This window comes from Mitsuaria sp. CC2, assembly GCF_048957715.1.
Taxonomy (GTDB): Bacteria; Pseudomonadota; Gammaproteobacteria; order Burkholderiales; family Burkholderiaceae_C; genus Roseateles.
In genome coordinates, this window is the sequence record NZ_JARVXN010000028.1 from 31,595 (window position 1) to 46,156 (window position 14,562).

Below are 14,562 nucleotides of genomic sequence, written 5' to 3' on the forward strand. Positions count from 1 at the left end.
GACCGCCCTGCCTTCACGACAGCCCCCACAGCAGCCCTCACCGCGGCCCTCACAGCGGCGTCCCCTGCAGCAGCCCGCGCTCGGCCAGGTTGCCGATGAGAGCTCGCAGGCCGAAGCGCCACGGCGGCGCGGCCTCGCTGTGCGTCACCCGGTTCTGCAGGGCGCCCAGCCAGTGGCTGTGGATGGTGACCACGTCGCCCAGCTTGTGGGTGAAGCCGCCGCCCGGCTCGTCGCGGTCCTCGATGGGCGCGAACAGCGTGCCCAGGAACAGCATGAAGCCGTCGGGGTACTGGTGGCAGGCCATCGTCTGCGCCACCAGCTCGACGGGGTCGCGGCTGATGCTGGCCATGGTGTTGACGCCGCTGAGCGTGTAGCCGTCCTCGCCGCGGACCCGCAGGTGCACGGTCTCGCGGCGGACCTGATCCAGGCCGAAGCCGTCGTCGAACAGCCGGATGAAGGGGCCGATGGCGCAGGAGGCGTTGTTGTCCTTGGCCTTGCCCAGCAGCAAGGCGCTGCGCCCTTCGATGTCGCGCAGGTTGACGTCGTTGCCCAGCGCCGCGCCGACGATGGCGCCGCGGCTGTTGACGGCCAGCACCACCTCCGGCTCCGGGTTGTTCCAGACCGAGTCCGACCGGATCCCGATGGCCTGGCCATGCCCGACCGCGGCCAGCACTGGCGACTTGGTGAAGACCTCGGCATCGGGCCCGATGCCGACCTCCAGATACTGCGACCAGAGCTTCTTTTGCTGCAGCAGGGCTTTCAACGCCAGCGCCTCCGCCGAGCCGGGGCGGATGTCGGAGAGGTCGCCGCCGATCAGCGCCGTCACCTGGCTGCGCAGCGCCTGGGCGCGACTGGCGTCGCCGCCGGCCTGCTCCTCGATCACGCGCTCGATCATGCTGGCGGCGAAGGTCACCCCGGCGGCCTTGACGACCTGCAGGTCGCAGGGCGCGAGCAACCAGGGCAAGGTGTCGTCGCGGCCCTCGGCCTTGCTGTTGTCCAGCAGCGCCTCGATGCTGCACAGGAACTCGCCGGACGCCGCGCGCACGGCCTTCGCCGGCTGTTCGGTGTCCAGCAGCGTGCTCATGGTGGCGAACGCCTGGGTGACGTCGAACACGCCCTCGGCGCGCAGCGCCACCACGGCCGGGCCGGCGGGCGAGCCCGCGTGCGATCCAGCTCGCCACACACGCGCGACGAGCGTGCCGGCCAGGCCGTCCTGCGGCAGGACGGGGTGAAGGCCATCGGTGCGCACCGGCAGGGTCGTCGTTGTTGCAGTCATTGAGCGTTCCTCGTGCGGTGTCAGTGGTTGTGGCGCGGCGTGCGCTCGGCGATGCGGCGGTACTTGAGGGCCATCTCCAGCGTGGCGCCGTCGGACAGTTGGCCGGTGTGGTTGCGGTAGATCTCCTCCCACGGCGACTGGCTGGCCGGCACGGGCGGCGGCGCCACCTCGCGCAGGCGTCGCGCGATCTCCTCTTCGGACACCAGCGCGTCGCAACGGCCGGCGTTGAGGTCGACGCGGATCACGTCGCCGGTCTGCAGCCAGCTCAAGCCCCCGCCCACCGCGCTCTCGGGCGAGACGTTGAGGATGGAGGGACTGTCGGCCGTGCCGGACTGGCGACCGTCGCCCAGCGTGGGCAGGGTCTGGACGCCGCGCTGGATCAGCGCGTCGGGCGGCTGCATGTTCACCACCTCGGCCGAGCCCGGCCAGCCGATGGGACCGGCGCCGCGCATCACCAGGATGCAGCCCTCGTCGATCGCCAGCGCCGGATCGTTGATGCGCGCGTGGTAGTCGTCGGCGCCGTCGAACACCACGGCGCGGGCCTCGAAAACACCTTCTTGGCCGGGCCGGGTGAGGTAACGCTCCCGAAAGCGCTGCGAGATCACCGAGGTCTTCAGGATGCCGAAGTCGAACAGGTTGCCGCTCAGCACCAGGAAGCCCGCCTTGGGCATCAGCGGCGCGTCGAACGGCCGGATCACCTCACGGTCGCTGCTCTCGCGGCCCTGGATGTTCTCGCCCACGGTCTGCCCGGTGACGCTCGCGCACTCGCCATGCAGGCGACCGGCCTTTGCAAGCTCCCACATCAGCGCCGGCACGCCGCCGGCGCGGAAGAAGCGCTCGCCCAGGAACTGGCCGGCGGGCTGCATGTTCAGCAGCAGCGGCAGCTCGTAGGCGTGTTCGGTCCAGTCCTGGGGTCGCAGGTCCACGCCGGCATGGCGGGCCATCGCCATGATGTGCACCTGCGCATTGCTCGAGCCGCCCGCGCAGCTCACCACCGCCAGCGCGTTGAGGAAACTCTCGCGGCTGAGGAGGCGCGAAGGCCGCAGATCCTCGAAGGCCATGCCGACGATGCGCCGGCCGGTCTCGTAGGCCATCTGGCCGCGCTCGCGATACGGCGCCGGAATGGCGGCGCAGCCGGGCAGCGACAGGCCCAGCGCCTCCGCCACGGCGTTCATCGTCGACGCCGTGCCCATGGTGTTGCAGTGCCCGGCCGACGGCGCGCTGGCGCACGCGCGCTGCAGGAACTCCTCTTCGTCGATTTCGCCGGCGGCCAGTTGACGGCGGCTGCGCCAGATCACCGTGCCCGAGCCCACCAGTTCGCCGCCATGCCAGCCGTCGAGCATGGGCCCGCCGGAGAGCACGATGGCGGGGATGTCCACGGTGGAGGCGGCCATGATGCCCGCGGGTGTGGTCTTGTCGCAGCCGGTCGTGAGCACCACGGCGTCGATGGGGTAGCCGTACAGGATCTCAACGAGGCCCAGGTAGGCCAGGTTGCGGTCCAGCGCCGCGGTGGGGCGGCGGCAGTTCTCGAAGATCGGATGCACCGGGAATTCCATCGGAATGCCGCCGGCGTCACGGATCCCGTCGCGAACGCGTCGGGCGAGGTCCAGGTGGATGCGATTGCACGGGGACAGGTCGGAGCCTGTCTGCGCGATGCCGATGATGGGGCGGCCCGAACGCAGTTCCTCGGGCGTCAAGCCATAGTTCATGAAACGCTCCAGGTAGAGCGCCGTCATGTCGGAGCGTTGGGGATCGGCAAACCATTCGCGCGAGCGAAAGCGCCGACCGGCTGGGTTGTCCATGGCCATCGTCTTGAAAGAAGAGAACGGGGAAAGGGTGGAAGCGGAACGGGGAAAGCGGAACGGGGGAAAGCCGCAAGGAGGAAAGCGGCGCCGCCGCCGCCGCCCCTGGCAGGCGAACTACTTCTTGGCCGTCGCGGCGCCGCGCACCTTGGACAGCTCGCCATTGAGTTCGGCGGTGGTGTCTTCGCCGAACTCCTTGCTGAACTTGGTCAGCACCGTTTGGAGCTTGCCGCGCATCCGGGCCTGCTCGGCCGGCGGCAGTTCTGTGATCTGCATGCCGGCCTTCTTCAGCTCGGCCAGCGCCGTCTCGGAGAACGCCCGGATGGTCTTGCGTTCGTGCAGGGTGGCTTCGCGCGCCGCCTCCTGGACGATCTTCTGCTCCTCGGCAGACAGCCCGTCCCAGGTCTTCTTGGACATCAGCAGCACCCAGGCGCTGTACATGTGCCTGGACAGCACCAGGTGCTTCTGCACTTCGTAGAACTTGCTGGCCAGGATGGTGGCCGGCGGGTTCTCCTGCCCGTCCACCGCGGTCTGCTCCATCGCCGAATAGAGCTCGGTGAAGGGCATGGGAGTGGCGTTGGCGCCCAGGGCGTTGAAGGTGTCCAGGAACAGCGGGCTCTGGATGACGCGCAGCTTCAGGCCGCTCAGGTCATCGGCGCGCTGCACCGGGCGGCGCGAGTTGGTGACGTGGCGGAAGCCGTTCTCCCAGAAACCCAGACCGACGAGCCCCTTCTCCGGCAGCCTGGCCAGCAGCTTCTGCCCGAACGGACCGTCCAGCACCGCATCTGCTTCCTTCTCGTTGTTGAAGGTGAGGGGCAGGTTCAGCACACCGAACGGCTTGACCAGCGACACCAGCGTGGAGCTGTCGGGAATGGTCATCTCCAGCGTGCCGCCGCGCAGCGCCGAGGTCATGCTGACGTCGTTGCCCAGCGCGCCGCTGGTGTAGACCCGCGCCGTCAGCTTGCCGCCGCTCCTGGCCGCCAGCTGGTCGGCGAAGAACTTCAGCGCCTGGGCCTGTGGATGGTCTTCGCTCAGTCCCGTGCCGATCTTGAACACGTGGTCCTTGATCTGCGCCGCAGCGGGGCCGGCCAATGCGACGAGCAGCGCCGCGGCCAAGCCGAGTGATCTGATTTGCATGATGTCTCCGCAGTGGTGGTGTGCGCGCCGCGGCGGCCTTGCCGCGATGCACCGGCTCTCTGTAAGGCCGTTGTTTGTGCGTTCTTTGTGAGTGCAGGCTACGTGAGCCCCCCCTGACGGTCCACTGACTTTTTTGCTAGCATCGATTCCAAATGCTGATGAGTTCACACAGGACTTCGGGTCACCCCTGATGCTGGCGCAAGTCTCCCGGTTGCGTTTCCGGCACCTGCAGTTCCTGGACATCCTGGGCAAGACGCGCAATCTGCGCCTGGCCGCCGAGCAGATGCACATGACACAGCCCGCGGCCACCAAGGTGTTGATGGACATCGAGGAGATGCTGGAGGCGCGCCTGTTCGATCGCCTGCCCCGCGGCATGCGACCCAATGAACTGGGACTCTTCACCTTGCGCTACGCGCATTCCGCGCTCGACGGCCACCGCAAGTTCATCGACGAGTTCAGCACGCTCAAACAAGGCGGACACGGTCACCTGACGATCGGCGCGATCTCCGGATCGGCGGCGCACCTGCTGATTGCCGCGGTCGCCGAGCTCCAGCGCTTGCGCCCGCTTCTGGTGGTGAAGGTGCTGGAGCAAAGCAGCGACCAGCTGATCGTGTGGCTGGCCGAGCGCAAGATCGACGTGATGATCGGCCGGTTCACGCAGGACTCGCAGCGCGACCAGTTCCAGTACGAGCGGCTGTCCGGCGAGAGCCTGCACATCACCGCGGGCCTGCACCATCCGCTGCGTGGCGCCCAGCCACCCGGTGTGAAGGAACTGTCGCGGTGGCCGTGGATCCTGTATCCGACGTCCACCGCGCTGCGCAAGGTCTCGGATGGCATCTTCAGCGACGCCGGCCTGTCGCTCACCTCGGGGATCGTGGAGACGCCGTCGTTCCTCTTCGCCCTGGAGCTGCTGCAGAGCACGAACATGCTGTCGCTGCAGCCGGCCGGCCTGGTGGACAAGTATGTGCGGCGCGGCCTTCTGACGCGCATCGCGTCCGAGCTCCCCAACCGCATGCCCGACTTCGGCCTGATCACGCTCCAAGGCGAGCCGCCGAGCACGGCCGTGCTGGCGTTCATGGACGTGATCCGCAACATCGCAGACCAGGCCCCCGACACGGACTAGGCCGGCGGTGCGACGCCCCGTGCCTGTCTGGGCCTGCTCCAGCCTGTTCAAGCCACCGGAGCCCGCGTCCTCTCGCCGTTGACCAGGCGTTCGATGCCCAGCGGGTTGGCGTTCTTCAGCGCGTCCGGCAGCAGTTCGTCGGGGAAGTTCTGGAAGCACACCGGCCGCAGGAAGCGATCGATGGCGAGCGTGCCGACCGACGTGGCCCGCGCGTCGGACGTGGCGGGATATGGTCCGCCGTGCACCATCGCATCGCAGACCTCCACGCCCGTCGGGTAGCCGTTCACCAGCAGTCGGCCGACCTTGTCCTGCAGCACGGCAATGAGGTCGGCGGCGGCCGCGAGTTCGTCCGGCTCGCCGATCAGTGTTGCCGTCAACTGGCCGCGTAGCGCCCGCAGCGCCAGCGCGAGTTCGGCGCGATCGGCCATCTCGACCACCACCGTCGCCGGGCCGAAGATTTCCTCCTGCAGCAGCGCGTCGCCCTGGAGCAGCAGGCTCGCATCGGCCTTGAAGACCTGCGCCCTGGCCCGAGGTCCGACCTGTTCGCCGCCGGCCAGCCGAGACACGCCGGGATGCGCCAGCATCGCCTGCAAGCCCTGCCCGTAATGCGTGAGACCGCCGGCACTCAGCATGGTCTGCGGCGCGGCGTTGCCCATGGCCTGGCACAGGTGCTGCACGAAGCTGTCGAAAGCAGCCGAGCGCACGCCGATCACCAGCCCGGGGTTGGTGCAGAACTGGCCCGCCCCCAGCAGGACGGAGGCGGCCAGTTCCTGCGCCACCTGGACGCCGCGCGCCTGCAAGGCGCCGGGCAACAGCACGACAGGGTTGATGCTGCTCATCTCGGCAAAGACCGGGATCGGCTGCGGTCGGGTCGCCGCCAGGTCGCACAGCGCGCGTCCGCCGCGCAGCGACCCCGTGAAGCCAACGGCCTGGATGGCCGGATGTTTCACCAGCCAGGCGCCGACGGTCCCGCCATAGAGCATGTTGAACACCCCCGCGGGCATGCCGGTGCTAGCCGCAGCTCGAAGGATGGCCTCCGCCACCGCTTCGGCCGTCATCATGTGGCCGGGATGCGCCTTGAAGACCACCGGGCAACCGGCGGCAAATGCCGCCGCCGTGTCGCCGCCGGCGGTGGAAAAGGCCAGCGGGAAGTTGCTCGCGCCAAACACCGCCACAGGGCCGACACCGAGGCGGTATTGACGAATGTCCGCGCGCGGCAGCGGCGCTCGCTGCGGCTGGGCAAGATCGATCCGCGCGCCGTGAAAGTCGCCCCGGCGCAGCACCGTCGCGAACAGGCGCATCTGCGCGCTGGTACGCGCCCGCTCGCCATGGATGCGCCCTGCGGGCAGGGCCGTCTCGCGACAGACCGTCGCGACGAAGTCGTCGCCCAGGGCGTCCACCTCCGCCGCGATGGCATCCAGGAATGCTGCGCGCAGCGACACCGGCAATGCGCGATAGGTCGGGAACGCGGCCATCGCCGCCGTCGCAGCTGCGTTGACCTCCTCTTCGGTGGCCTCCAGATAGCCGCGGTGCAGCGTCTCGCCCGTCGTCGCATCGACGCTGTGGAGCACGACGCTGCCGGCGGCGCGTCGAGCGCCCCCGATGAAATGCTGGCCAATGGATGAGGTCATGCGCTTGCCTGTCTGCACCGTGGCATTGGGAACGAGAAGTCGACGGATCGCCACGCGCCTTGCCTCACCGGCCTCAGCGTGGCTGAAGTGCCGGATCCTAAGAACAGCCAGGGCAGTCGGCCAATCGCGTTTCCGGAGAAATCAATAACGCCCCGTTATCGCAGCGGTTTTGTCGCGGCACTCGCCGGTGAGGCATGCCGGAGCAGATATGCGCCAAACTCTGGCGCATCAAAGCGGGGGGTTCCATGAAGGTGGTGGTTGGATAGAGGTCCGTCAGCTGGTTTCGGTCGACTTCGGCATAGAGGCCTGTGCGCTTGGACAGCGCGTAGTCGGCCCCGACATAGGCCATGCGGCGCTTGCCGGTGCCGTCCCAGCGACAGCGCTTCTGGAGTGGATCGCGGGTCGTTTGACCGCTGAATCGACAGCCTCGGCGCAGAGGTGCGCGCCGCCTCCCGGCGACGCGCTGCGTCGGCTTTGCAGGACGGGCTCGCGCACCGGCAGCGCGGGGCGCGCCGCGCCGGAGCCGAACCCCGGGTCAGCTCTTGCTTGCGTCGGCCAGAAGAGAGATGAGCAATCGGGCCACGGGGGGCATGTAGGAGTTCGCCCGATAAGTCACCACCAGGCGTCGACGCATCACTGCGTCCTTGACAGGCACCTCCGCCAGTCCACTGCCCTTGCCCAGATGGTGCCTGGAGATGAAGCTCAGCAGCCCGGTTTCAGAGATGAGCGCTGGCAGCAGTATCAGCATCGTGCTCTCGATCTGGACCCTCGGCCTCGGGAGACGCTTGCGGTCGAAGGTGTGGTCCAACCAGTCGCGCGTGGGAGCACCAGGCGGCTGCAGCACCCACTGATGCTCGGTCAGATCCCGCAGGCTCGGAGCGGCCTTGAGGATGGGATGTTTGGCGCTCGTGGCCACGACGATGAAGTCCTCGGACAGCAACTCCGAGGTCAGCCCCGGCTCCTGCATGCCTTCGGTCCCCACCATCAGGTCGATCTCCCCCGAGTGCAGCAGGGGTCGCAGCGTGTCCCCGAGGGCGACCACCGTGCGCATGGTCACGGCAGGGGCGCGCTCCAGCAGCCGACGCGTGGCCACCGGAAGAAGGAACTGAGCCGCGGTCGGGACGATCCCGACCCGAATGTGACCAATGAGTCCCTTCCCGAGATCGCCGATCTCGCGGATGGCGTCATCCACGTCGAACCGCATGCGTCGCGCCCAGTTGAGAAGCACGACCCCGGCAGAGGTCAGGCGGATACCGCGTCCCGAACGCTCGAACAAGGGGGCGCCACATTCCTTCTCCAGGCGACGGATGCAACTCGTGAGCGCCGGTTGGGTGCGGTGGAGCCGCTCCGTGGCCTTTCCCAGATGCTCGAGCTCTGCAATGGTCTCGAAGTAGCGCAGATCGCGAAGGTCCATACCAAAAGTCCCATCGATGTTTTGCAAAATAATTATTGATTGGACTGCAGGAGCGGCAGGGCCAATAGTAAAGACACAAACGGGACGCTCGCAGTGCAGCGAGGAGCCCGAGTTCTGGAGACAAGTTGCCATGACCTTTCGATCTTTCGTCGCGATTGCGGCCGCCGTGCTCAGCAGCGCGGTCCACGCCCAGGCCTATCCCAGCAAGCCGATTCGTGTGTTGGTGCCGTTCCCGCCCGGCGGGGGCACGGACATCATTGCGCGGGAGATCACGCAGAAGGTCGGCGCCGCCAACGGTTGGACGTTCGTCGTCGAGAACCGGCCCGGCGCCGGCGGGAACCTGGGCATCGACGGGGTCGCCAAGGCGCCGGCCGACGGCTACACGATCGGGTTGGGGCAGACCAGCAACCTGGCCATCAATCCGACGCTCTACGCCAAGATGCCGTACGACCCGGCCAAGGACCTGTCGCCCATCCTGCTCGTGGCCGACGCGCCGCTGGTGATCGTGACGAGTGGCGCCTCGCCCTTCAAGTCCCTCGCCGACGCGGTGAAGGTCGCCAAGGCCAAGCCGGGAACCATCAACTTCGCCTCGCCGGGCAACGGCACCGTGGCGCATCTGGCCTCCGAGCTCCTGCAAAACGCTGCTGGATTCAAGACGCAACACGTGCCGTACAAGGGTGCCGCGCAGGCCATGACGGATGTGGTCAGTGGCAACGTGGAGCTGTACCTGTCCTCGGTGCCCACGCTGCTGGGGCAGATCAAGCAAGGAAAGCTTCGCGCCCTTGCCGTGACTTCCACGTCGCGCATCGAGTCGCTGCCCCAGACGCCGACCGTCTCCGAATCCGGCTACAAGGGCTTCGAGGCCGTCACCTGGTTCGGATTCGTGGCGCCGGCGGGGACACCGAGGGAGGTGATCACGAAGCTCAATGCCGAGTTCAACAAGGCCCTGAAGCAGGTGGACCTGCAAAGGAAGCTTGAGGAACAAGGGGCCCATGCGACGGGCGGGTCCGTCGAGCAGTTCGCCAAGCTCATCAGCCAAGACATCAAGCGCTGGGGCCAGATCGTCAAGCAGTCCGGTGCTCGCATCGACTGACGGGCGCGAAGGCGCCCCACCTCGCCCCTCGTTTCATCCGCGCCATCGCGCCGCCCCCTAGGAGAAGTTCATGAGTCAAGCCGCCGCATTCCCGGACGTCATTCGCAAGATCGAGCGCGTCGCCCCCGACGTCGTCGCGCGAGCTGCCAAGTACCCGTCGTCGATCCTTGCCGACGTGGCCGGAAGGCGTGGCGCGCTGAGCGGCCGCATCGCACCGCTGGCGCCCTCGATGCGCATGGCGGGTCCTGCGATCACGGTGGAGGTTCGCCCCGGCGACAACCTCATGATCCATGCGGCGATGGCGGTGGCCAAGTCTGGCGACGTGATCGTCGTCGACGGAAAGGGCGACCTCTCCAGCGCACTGATGGGGGAGATCATGTCCCACCAGTGCGTCGCCCTGGGCATCGTCGGCGTGGTGATCGACGGCGCAGTGCGCGACAGCGAGGCGATCCGGGAACTCGGCTTCCCCATGTTCGCCGCCGGCCTGAATCCGAACGGACCGACCAAGTTCGTTCCGGGTCGCTTGAACCACCCCATCTCCCTCGGCGGCGTCTGCGTGAGCCCGGGGGACCTGGTGGTGGCAGATGCCGACGGTGTGACCGTCATCGAGCGCGAGAAGGCCGAGGCCTTGTTGCCACTGGCTGAAGCGAAGGTCGCGGCAGAGACCAAGCGCATCGCCCAGATCAAGAGCCGCGAGGCGCTTGCCCCCGCCTGGCTCAACGGCGCACTCCGCGCTGCCGGCGTCATCAAGGAAGGGGAAACGCTGTGAGCGCGCGTTCGGCCATTCTGGTCACCGCGGCCGACCTCGCGCCGCAGGCACTCGACCTGCTGAAGGACTTTCAGATCATCTACGCAGGCAAGACGCCCACCGAAGATGACATCGTTGCCCTCTGCAAGCGTCACGATCCTGTGGGCATCATCGTTCGCTACGGCAAGGTGGGACCCGCTGCGATGGACGCGGCGCCCAGCCTTCGCGTGATCTCCAAGCACGGAAGCGGCACCGACACGATCGACAAGGACGCTGCCAAAGCGCGCGGCGTTGACGTGGTCGCGGCCGTCGGCGCGAATGCCTCCGCAGTGGCGGAGCAGGCCGTCGCTCTGCTCCTGGCCTGCGCGAAGTCCGTCGTTCAACTCGACGCTCGCATGCACAGGGGGTTCTGGGACAAGGCGACCCACAAGAGCGTCGAGCTCGACGGGCGCACGGTCGGTGTGATCGGACTAGGTGCGATCGGTCAACGCTTTGCCAAGGTCGCGCAGGCGATGGGCATGCGCGTGCTCGGCCATGACCCCTATGCCAAGGATCTGCCGGACTACGTCGAGCGCGTCGAGCTGGCAACCATCTGGCAGCAAGCCGATGCGATCTCGTTGCACTGCCCGCTCACCCCGGACAACGCCAAGTTGTTGAATGAACGAACCCTGGCCGCCTGCAAGAAGGGAGTGCTGATCGTCAACACCGCCCGTGGTGGCCTGATCGACGAGGACGCCCTGTTGGCGGCGGTGCGATCCGGCCAGGTGGGCAGCGCCGGCCTGGATTCGTTTGCGGTGGAGCCGATGACGGCCGGTCATCCGTTCCAAGGCCAGGAGCGGATCACGCTCAGCCCCCATGTGGGCGGCGTCACGGCCGATGCCTACGTGAAGATGGGCGTTGCCGCGGCGGTCAACGCGCTGCATGTCATCCACCGCTGAGACGTCGCCATGGCTCAGCGATGGAAGCAAGCGCCCCCGGGCTCCCGCTGGGGCGAGTTCGGTCCGGATGACCAGCGTGGCCGGATGAATCTGGTCACCCCAGAGAAAGTGCTGCAGGGCATTGCGGAGGTGACAGAGGGGCGGACCTTCTGCCTCTCGCTTCCCTGACCTGCTCCGCGATCTTCCTCGATGGCGAGAGGACTCCACAACAATGGCTATTGGTGGGCCTCAAGGCTATCCACAAAGCTCTCAGTAAGCCGATAGATTGGATAGTTACCGGCGCGCACCACCTCAACCAATCCTTCATTGGCAAGAATTGCGAACTGATTTTTGGCAGCCGGGTGCCGGGTTTCGTGGATCCGAATCATTGGCTTGTCTGAGTTGAAGCTCAGACCTTCGCTCGACAGGATCACCAATTCTCGCAAGAACAAGCTTTTGTTCTTGAGAAGGTCTTGGCGAAGTTCAGTGAACAGGCTCGGCATGAGACTCAACAAACGATCAAACCTCGCTTCGACGCCGACACCGTCAACATCGCGTTGCCGATGAGCATCAGCCCGAGGAGCACGAGCTGCACGATATTGGCGATACGGAGTGACTGGGGCATGAGCGCGGAAACCATTGGGCGTTGAGGGCGCCGGATTATGAATGTTTCCCGATGTATCGCCCTCCCCCGGCATACCCTCGCAGATGACCTTCGTCCATTTCCTTGCGGGCGCCCCTGCACAGAATGGTCCATCGCCCACACCGTCTTTGCGAGCCAGCGGGAGTTCCATGACCACGAGCCTCAATCCCTACGACCCGGACATCGAATCCGTCGCGCGCACCTTCGCCGACCGCGCCGCCGCGGCTCCCGACGAAGCGCTCAGCCAATGGCGCACGGACACCCTCCCGCTCACGCCCGTCCAGCGCGCCACCGGCGCGCGCCTGGCCGCCTCGCAGCTCAGCTGGCGCGCGAAGGCCGCCCTCGGCCGCTCGTCCTCCGGCACCGCGCTGCTGGCCGACTGGGACAGCGACCGGATGCGTGCACCGTACGTCCCGCAGCTCCCCCTGCTCACCACCCGCCAGACCTATGCCTACTGCGCGGGCATCGTCCTGCAACGCGGCACCCCCGCCGCGATCAACGCGCTCAAGCAGGGCCGCATGATCCTCGTCGGCCTGCGCCGCGAGACCTCCACCCTCGCCAATCGCGGCCGCGGCGTCTACGACGACCACATCGTCGTGCTCAACGGCGGCGACGGCCTGCGCACCGCGCGCGTCTTCCCCGCCTGCACCGAACCCGGCGCCCAGTACTCGCAGCGCGCCGCGCCCAAGGGCACCGGCCGCGTCGACGACCGGTACAACGACGTGCTCTACAAGCACGCCGAAGGCTTCGACATGAACAACGACGGCATCAAGGAAGTCGGCCGCCTGCGCGCTGGCACCTACTTCTTCGGCGAAAAACCGAAGGGCCATCTGAAAGCCCGTGCCTTCCAGGCCACCCGCACTCAGACCGCCGAACGCGACACCGACGGCGACGGCCGCTTCAACGCCCTCGACCCCAACCGCATCGACCCCAAGACCGTCGGCACTACGATGTACATCCACCGCGGCGGCACGCTGGCGTCGGGCAACACCTGGTCCGCCGGCTGCCAGACCGTCCCCAACGACGTCTATCCGCGCTTCCTGGCCTCGATGGGCCAGATGTCGTCGTTCCACTATGTCCTCGTCGATGGCTACTGATCACCTCCTGCGCAACGCCGCCCTGCTCCTCGCCACCGCCGGCTTCGCCACGCTGGCGAGCTGCGCAGGCACCGGCGACAAGGCCCCGACTTCGCCGGCTGCATCGAGCTCATCAGGTTCAGCGGCTGCCGAGCCGGCCACCAGCACCTGCAGCTTCGGCGCCTTCGTCGCCGAGACCGATCCCGCCGGTCTCAACGTCCGCGCCGCGCCGAACGCCACCGCCAAGGTCCTCGGCAAGCTGCCGCCGACCTTTGTCGAGCCCTCGATGAACTACGGCGTACGTGTCGAAGTCGAGGTCGTCGGCGCGCGCAACGGCTGGTTCCTCATCCGCAACGCGCAGGACAACGAGACCTTGACCGACCGCCCCGCGCGTCCGATGTACTCGGGCGAAGGCTGGGTCAGCGGCAGCAAGCTGACCGTGAAGTCGCAGGCCGATGTCGGTCGCGCTCAGCCGAACCTGAAAGCGAAGGCGGTCCTGCGCGTCGGCGACAACGAGACCTTCGACAACGACCTCGTCGTCGACGCCGGACGCCTCGCTGACTGCAGCGGCAAATGGGCCCAAGTGGAGTTCTCCGACCAGCGTTTCCCCGCCTCGGACCGAAGCTCAGTGAAGGTCGACCCCGCCGCGCGCGCCGGCCTGCCGGCGGGCCGGTTCCGGGCCTGGGTGAACCGCATCTGCGCGATCCAGGAAACCAGCTGCGACGGCCTCGCCGGCGACAACGACGTCGACGCCAAGCCCTGAGTGGGCAACGCAACGCGTAGCGCGCATCGTGTGAGCGGTAGGTAGAGTAGCGGCATCCACTGCGCCGCGCCATGCCCGCCTTCGCTCGCCTGCCCTGCCCGCTCCCCGGCGTCGACATCGTCAGCGCCGACAGCGCGAAGGCGTTCCCGCGCCACATCCACGATGAATTCGGCATCGGCCGCATCGATCGCGGCGCTCAGAAGACCGCGAGCGGCCGCGGCATGGTCCAGTCCGTCGCGGGCGATGTCATCACGGTCAATCCGGGAGAGGTCCATGACGGCCTGCCCCTCGGCGACCACGGACGCGCGTGGCGGATGCTGTACCTCGCACCCGACGTGGTCGGCAGTCTCGTCACCGACATCGTCGAGGGGCGCCATGCGGGGGATGTCGAGTTTCACCTCCCCACGCTGCACGACGACCGCATCGCCGGTCGCTTCGAAGCGCTCTTCGGCGCGATGGCAGCCACGCCGGTCGATGCCGCCGACACGCTTCACGTCGACGGCGCGCTGATCCCCTCGCCTTCGACGCGGTGAAATACGTCGGCGTCGTCTACCTGCTCTATATGGCCTGGATGTCGATGAAGGAGCGCGGCCCGCTCGCCGTCGATACCGGCAGCCCGCCGCGATCCCCGCGCGAGATCGTCACCCACGCCGCGCTCATGAACCTGCTCAATCCGAAGCTGTCGATCTTCTTCCTCGCCTTCCTGCCTCAATTCATCGCGCGCGACGAGCCGCATCCGACGCCGCTGATGATCGAGCTGTCGCTCGTCTTCATGGCGATGACCTTCGTGGTGTTCGCGGTCTACGGCGTCTTCGCCGCGGCGATGCGCGACCGGGTGCTCACCCGACCGCCGGTGCTGCGCTGGATGCGCCGTGGCTTCGCGGCCGCGTTCGTGGGGCTGGGCGTGAAGCTCGCGCTGGTGCAGCGTTGAACGCTCAT

Annotated in this window: 14 protein-coding genes and 1 pseudogene; 9 read left to right on the forward strand and 6 right to left on the reverse strand. The window is 67.5% G+C overall.

The window, feature by feature from the left end; genetic code table 11:
* Positions 1 to 49: 49 nt before the first annotated feature.
* The 3 genes from PV762_RS19605 to PV762_RS19615 all read right to left on the reverse strand — a co-directional run bounded on the left by PV762_RS19605 (position 50) and on the right by PV762_RS19615 (position 4,215).
* A complete protein-coding gene (locus tag PV762_RS19605; protein ID WP_421036683.1) occupies positions 50 to 1,276 on the reverse strand; it encodes a fumarylacetoacetate hydrolase family protein in 1,227 nt (408 codons plus the stop codon).
* 20 nt (positions 1,277 to 1,296) lie between these two features.
* Positions 1,297 to 3,078, reverse strand: a complete 1,782-nt coding sequence (locus PV762_RS19610) for an IlvD/Edd family dehydratase (protein ID WP_421036684.1) — start codon at positions 3,076 to 3,078, stop codon at positions 1,297 to 1,299.
* Positions 3,079 to 3,195: 117 nt separating this feature from the next.
* On the reverse strand, positions 3,196 to 4,215 hold the full coding sequence (locus PV762_RS19615; protein WP_421036685.1) for a TRAP transporter substrate-binding protein: 1,020 nt from the start codon (positions 4,213 to 4,215) through the stop codon (positions 3,196 to 3,198).
* Between the two features lie 190 nt (positions 4,216 to 4,405).
* Between PV762_RS19615 and PV762_RS19620 the strand changes: the two genes are divergently transcribed.
* A complete protein-coding gene (locus PV762_RS19620; RefSeq protein WP_421036686.1) occupies positions 4,406 to 5,338 on the forward strand; it encodes a LysR family transcriptional regulator in 933 nt (310 codons plus the stop codon).
* A gap of 47 nt (positions 5,339 to 5,385) precedes the next feature.
* Here PV762_RS19620 and PV762_RS19625 read toward each other — a convergent pair whose 3' ends face one another.
* Positions 5,386 to 6,969, reverse strand: coding sequence for an aldehyde dehydrogenase (NADP(+)) (locus PV762_RS19625; protein ID WP_421036687.1), 1,584 nt, complete (start codon positions 6,967 to 6,969; stop codon positions 5,386 to 5,388).
* Between the two features lie 535 nt (positions 6,970 to 7,504).
* The gene (locus tag PV762_RS19630; RefSeq protein WP_421036688.1) at positions 7,505 to 8,383 is read right to left on the reverse strand and encodes a LysR family transcriptional regulator; all 879 of its coding nucleotides are present in this window, start codon (positions 8,381 to 8,383) and stop codon (positions 7,505 to 7,507) included.
* A 130-nt stretch (positions 8,384 to 8,513) separates the two neighbouring features.
* Between PV762_RS19630 and PV762_RS19635 the strand changes: the two genes are divergently transcribed.
* The 4 genes and pseudogenes from PV762_RS19635 to PV762_RS19650 all read left to right on the forward strand — a co-directional run.
* Entirely contained in the window at positions 8,514 to 9,476 is a 963-nt protein-coding gene (locus PV762_RS19635; RefSeq protein ID WP_421036689.1) for a Bug family tripartite tricarboxylate transporter substrate binding protein, read from the forward strand.
* Between the two features lie 70 nt (positions 9,477 to 9,546).
* Positions 9,547 to 10,245: an RraA family protein gene (locus PV762_RS19640; RefSeq protein ID WP_421036690.1), complete on the forward strand. Its 699-nt coding sequence runs from the start codon at positions 9,547 to 9,549 to the stop codon at positions 10,243 to 10,245.
* Positions 10,242 to 11,162 (forward strand): hydroxyacid dehydrogenase, encoded by a 921-nt coding sequence (locus PV762_RS19645; RefSeq protein ID WP_421036691.1) that lies wholly within the window; start codon positions 10,242 to 10,244, stop codon positions 11,160 to 11,162. The genes PV762_RS19640 and PV762_RS19645 overlap by 4 nt, the downstream gene beginning before the upstream one ends.
* 9 nt (positions 11,163 to 11,171) lie before the next feature.
* Positions 11,172 to 11,327: pseudogene (locus PV762_RS19650) on the forward strand (cyclase family protein); the annotation flags it as partial.
* A gap of 50 nt (positions 11,328 to 11,377) precedes the next feature.
* Here the strand turns inward: PV762_RS19650 and PV762_RS19655 are convergent.
* Complete coding sequence (locus PV762_RS19655; RefSeq protein ID WP_421036692.1) at positions 11,378 to 11,935, reverse strand: hypothetical protein; 558 nt, start codon at positions 11,933 to 11,935, stop codon at positions 11,378 to 11,380.
* Between PV762_RS19655 and PV762_RS19660 the strand changes: the two genes are divergently transcribed.
* The 4 genes from PV762_RS19660 (at position 11,934) to PV762_RS19675 (ending at position 14,554) form a co-directional block, all read left to right on the forward strand.
* Positions 11,934 to 12,881 (forward strand): hypothetical protein, encoded by a 948-nt coding sequence (locus PV762_RS19660; RefSeq protein WP_421036693.1) that lies wholly within the window; start codon positions 11,934 to 11,936, stop codon positions 12,879 to 12,881. The genes PV762_RS19655 and PV762_RS19660 overlap by 2 nt on opposite strands.
* Positions 12,871 to 13,623: a hypothetical protein gene (locus PV762_RS19665; RefSeq protein ID WP_421036694.1), complete on the forward strand. Its 753-nt coding sequence runs from the start codon at positions 12,871 to 12,873 to the stop codon at positions 13,621 to 13,623. The genes PV762_RS19660 and PV762_RS19665 overlap by 11 nt, the downstream gene beginning before the upstream one ends.
* A 71-nt stretch (positions 13,624 to 13,694) precedes the next feature.
* The gene (locus PV762_RS19670; RefSeq protein WP_421036695.1) at positions 13,695 to 14,156 is read left to right on the forward strand and encodes an AraC family ligand binding domain-containing protein; all 462 of its coding nucleotides are present in this window, start codon (positions 13,695 to 13,697) and stop codon (positions 14,154 to 14,156) included.
* Positions 14,153 to 14,554 carry a LysE family translocator gene (locus PV762_RS19675; protein WP_421036696.1) on the forward strand — a complete coding sequence of 134 codons (402 nt, stop codon included), beginning with the start codon at positions 14,153 to 14,155 and terminating at the stop codon, positions 14,552 to 14,554. The genes PV762_RS19670 and PV762_RS19675 overlap by 4 nt, the downstream gene beginning before the upstream one ends.
* Positions 14,555 to 14,562 lie beyond the last annotated feature (8 nt).

What these genes read in the sequence shown, in the direction of transcription:
- PV762_RS19630 (WP_421036688.1), bottom strand. Translation starts at nt 8,383, where the DNA reads ATGGACCTTCGCGATCTGCGCTACTTCGAGACCATTGCAGAGCTCGAG.
- PV762_RS19640 (WP_421036690.1), top strand. Translation starts at nt 9,547, where the DNA reads ATGAGTCAAGCCGCCGCATTCCCGGACGTCATTCGCAAGATCGAGCGC.
- PV762_RS19620 (WP_421036686.1), top strand. Translation starts at nt 4,406, where the DNA reads ATGCTGGCGCAAGTCTCCCGGTTGCGTTTCCGGCACCTGCAGTTCCTG.
- PV762_RS19635 (WP_421036689.1), top strand. Translation starts at nt 8,514, where the DNA reads ATGACCTTTCGATCTTTCGTCGCGATTGCGGCCGCCGTGCTCAGCAGC.
- PV762_RS19665 (WP_421036694.1), top strand. Translation starts at nt 12,871, where the DNA reads ATGGCTACTGATCACCTCCTGCGCAACGCCGCCCTGCTCCTCGCCACC.
- PV762_RS19660 (WP_421036693.1), top strand. Translation starts at nt 11,934, where the DNA reads ATGACCACGAGCCTCAATCCCTACGACCCGGACATCGAATCCGTCGCG.
- PV762_RS19670 (WP_421036695.1), top strand. Translation starts at nt 13,695, where the DNA reads ATGCCCGCCTTCGCTCGCCTGCCCTGCCCGCTCCCCGGCGTCGACATC.
- PV762_RS19655 (WP_421036692.1), bottom strand. Translation starts at nt 11,935, where the DNA reads ATGGAACTCCCGCTGGCTCGCAAAGACGGTGTGGGCGATGGACCATTC.
- PV762_RS19625 (WP_421036687.1), bottom strand. Translation starts at nt 6,969, where the DNA reads ATGACCTCATCCATTGGCCAGCATTTCATCGGGGGCGCTCGACGCGCC.
- PV762_RS19610 (WP_421036684.1), bottom strand. Translation starts at nt 3,078, where the DNA reads ATGGACAACCCAGCCGGTCGGCGCTTTCGCTCGCGCGAATGGTTTGCC.
- PV762_RS19615 (WP_421036685.1), bottom strand. Translation starts at nt 4,215, where the DNA reads ATGCAAATCAGATCACTCGGCTTGGCCGCGGCGCTGCTCGTCGCATTG.
- PV762_RS19605 (WP_421036683.1), bottom strand. Translation starts at nt 1,276, where the DNA reads ATGACTGCAACAACGACGACCCTGCCGGTGCGCACCGATGGCCTTCAC.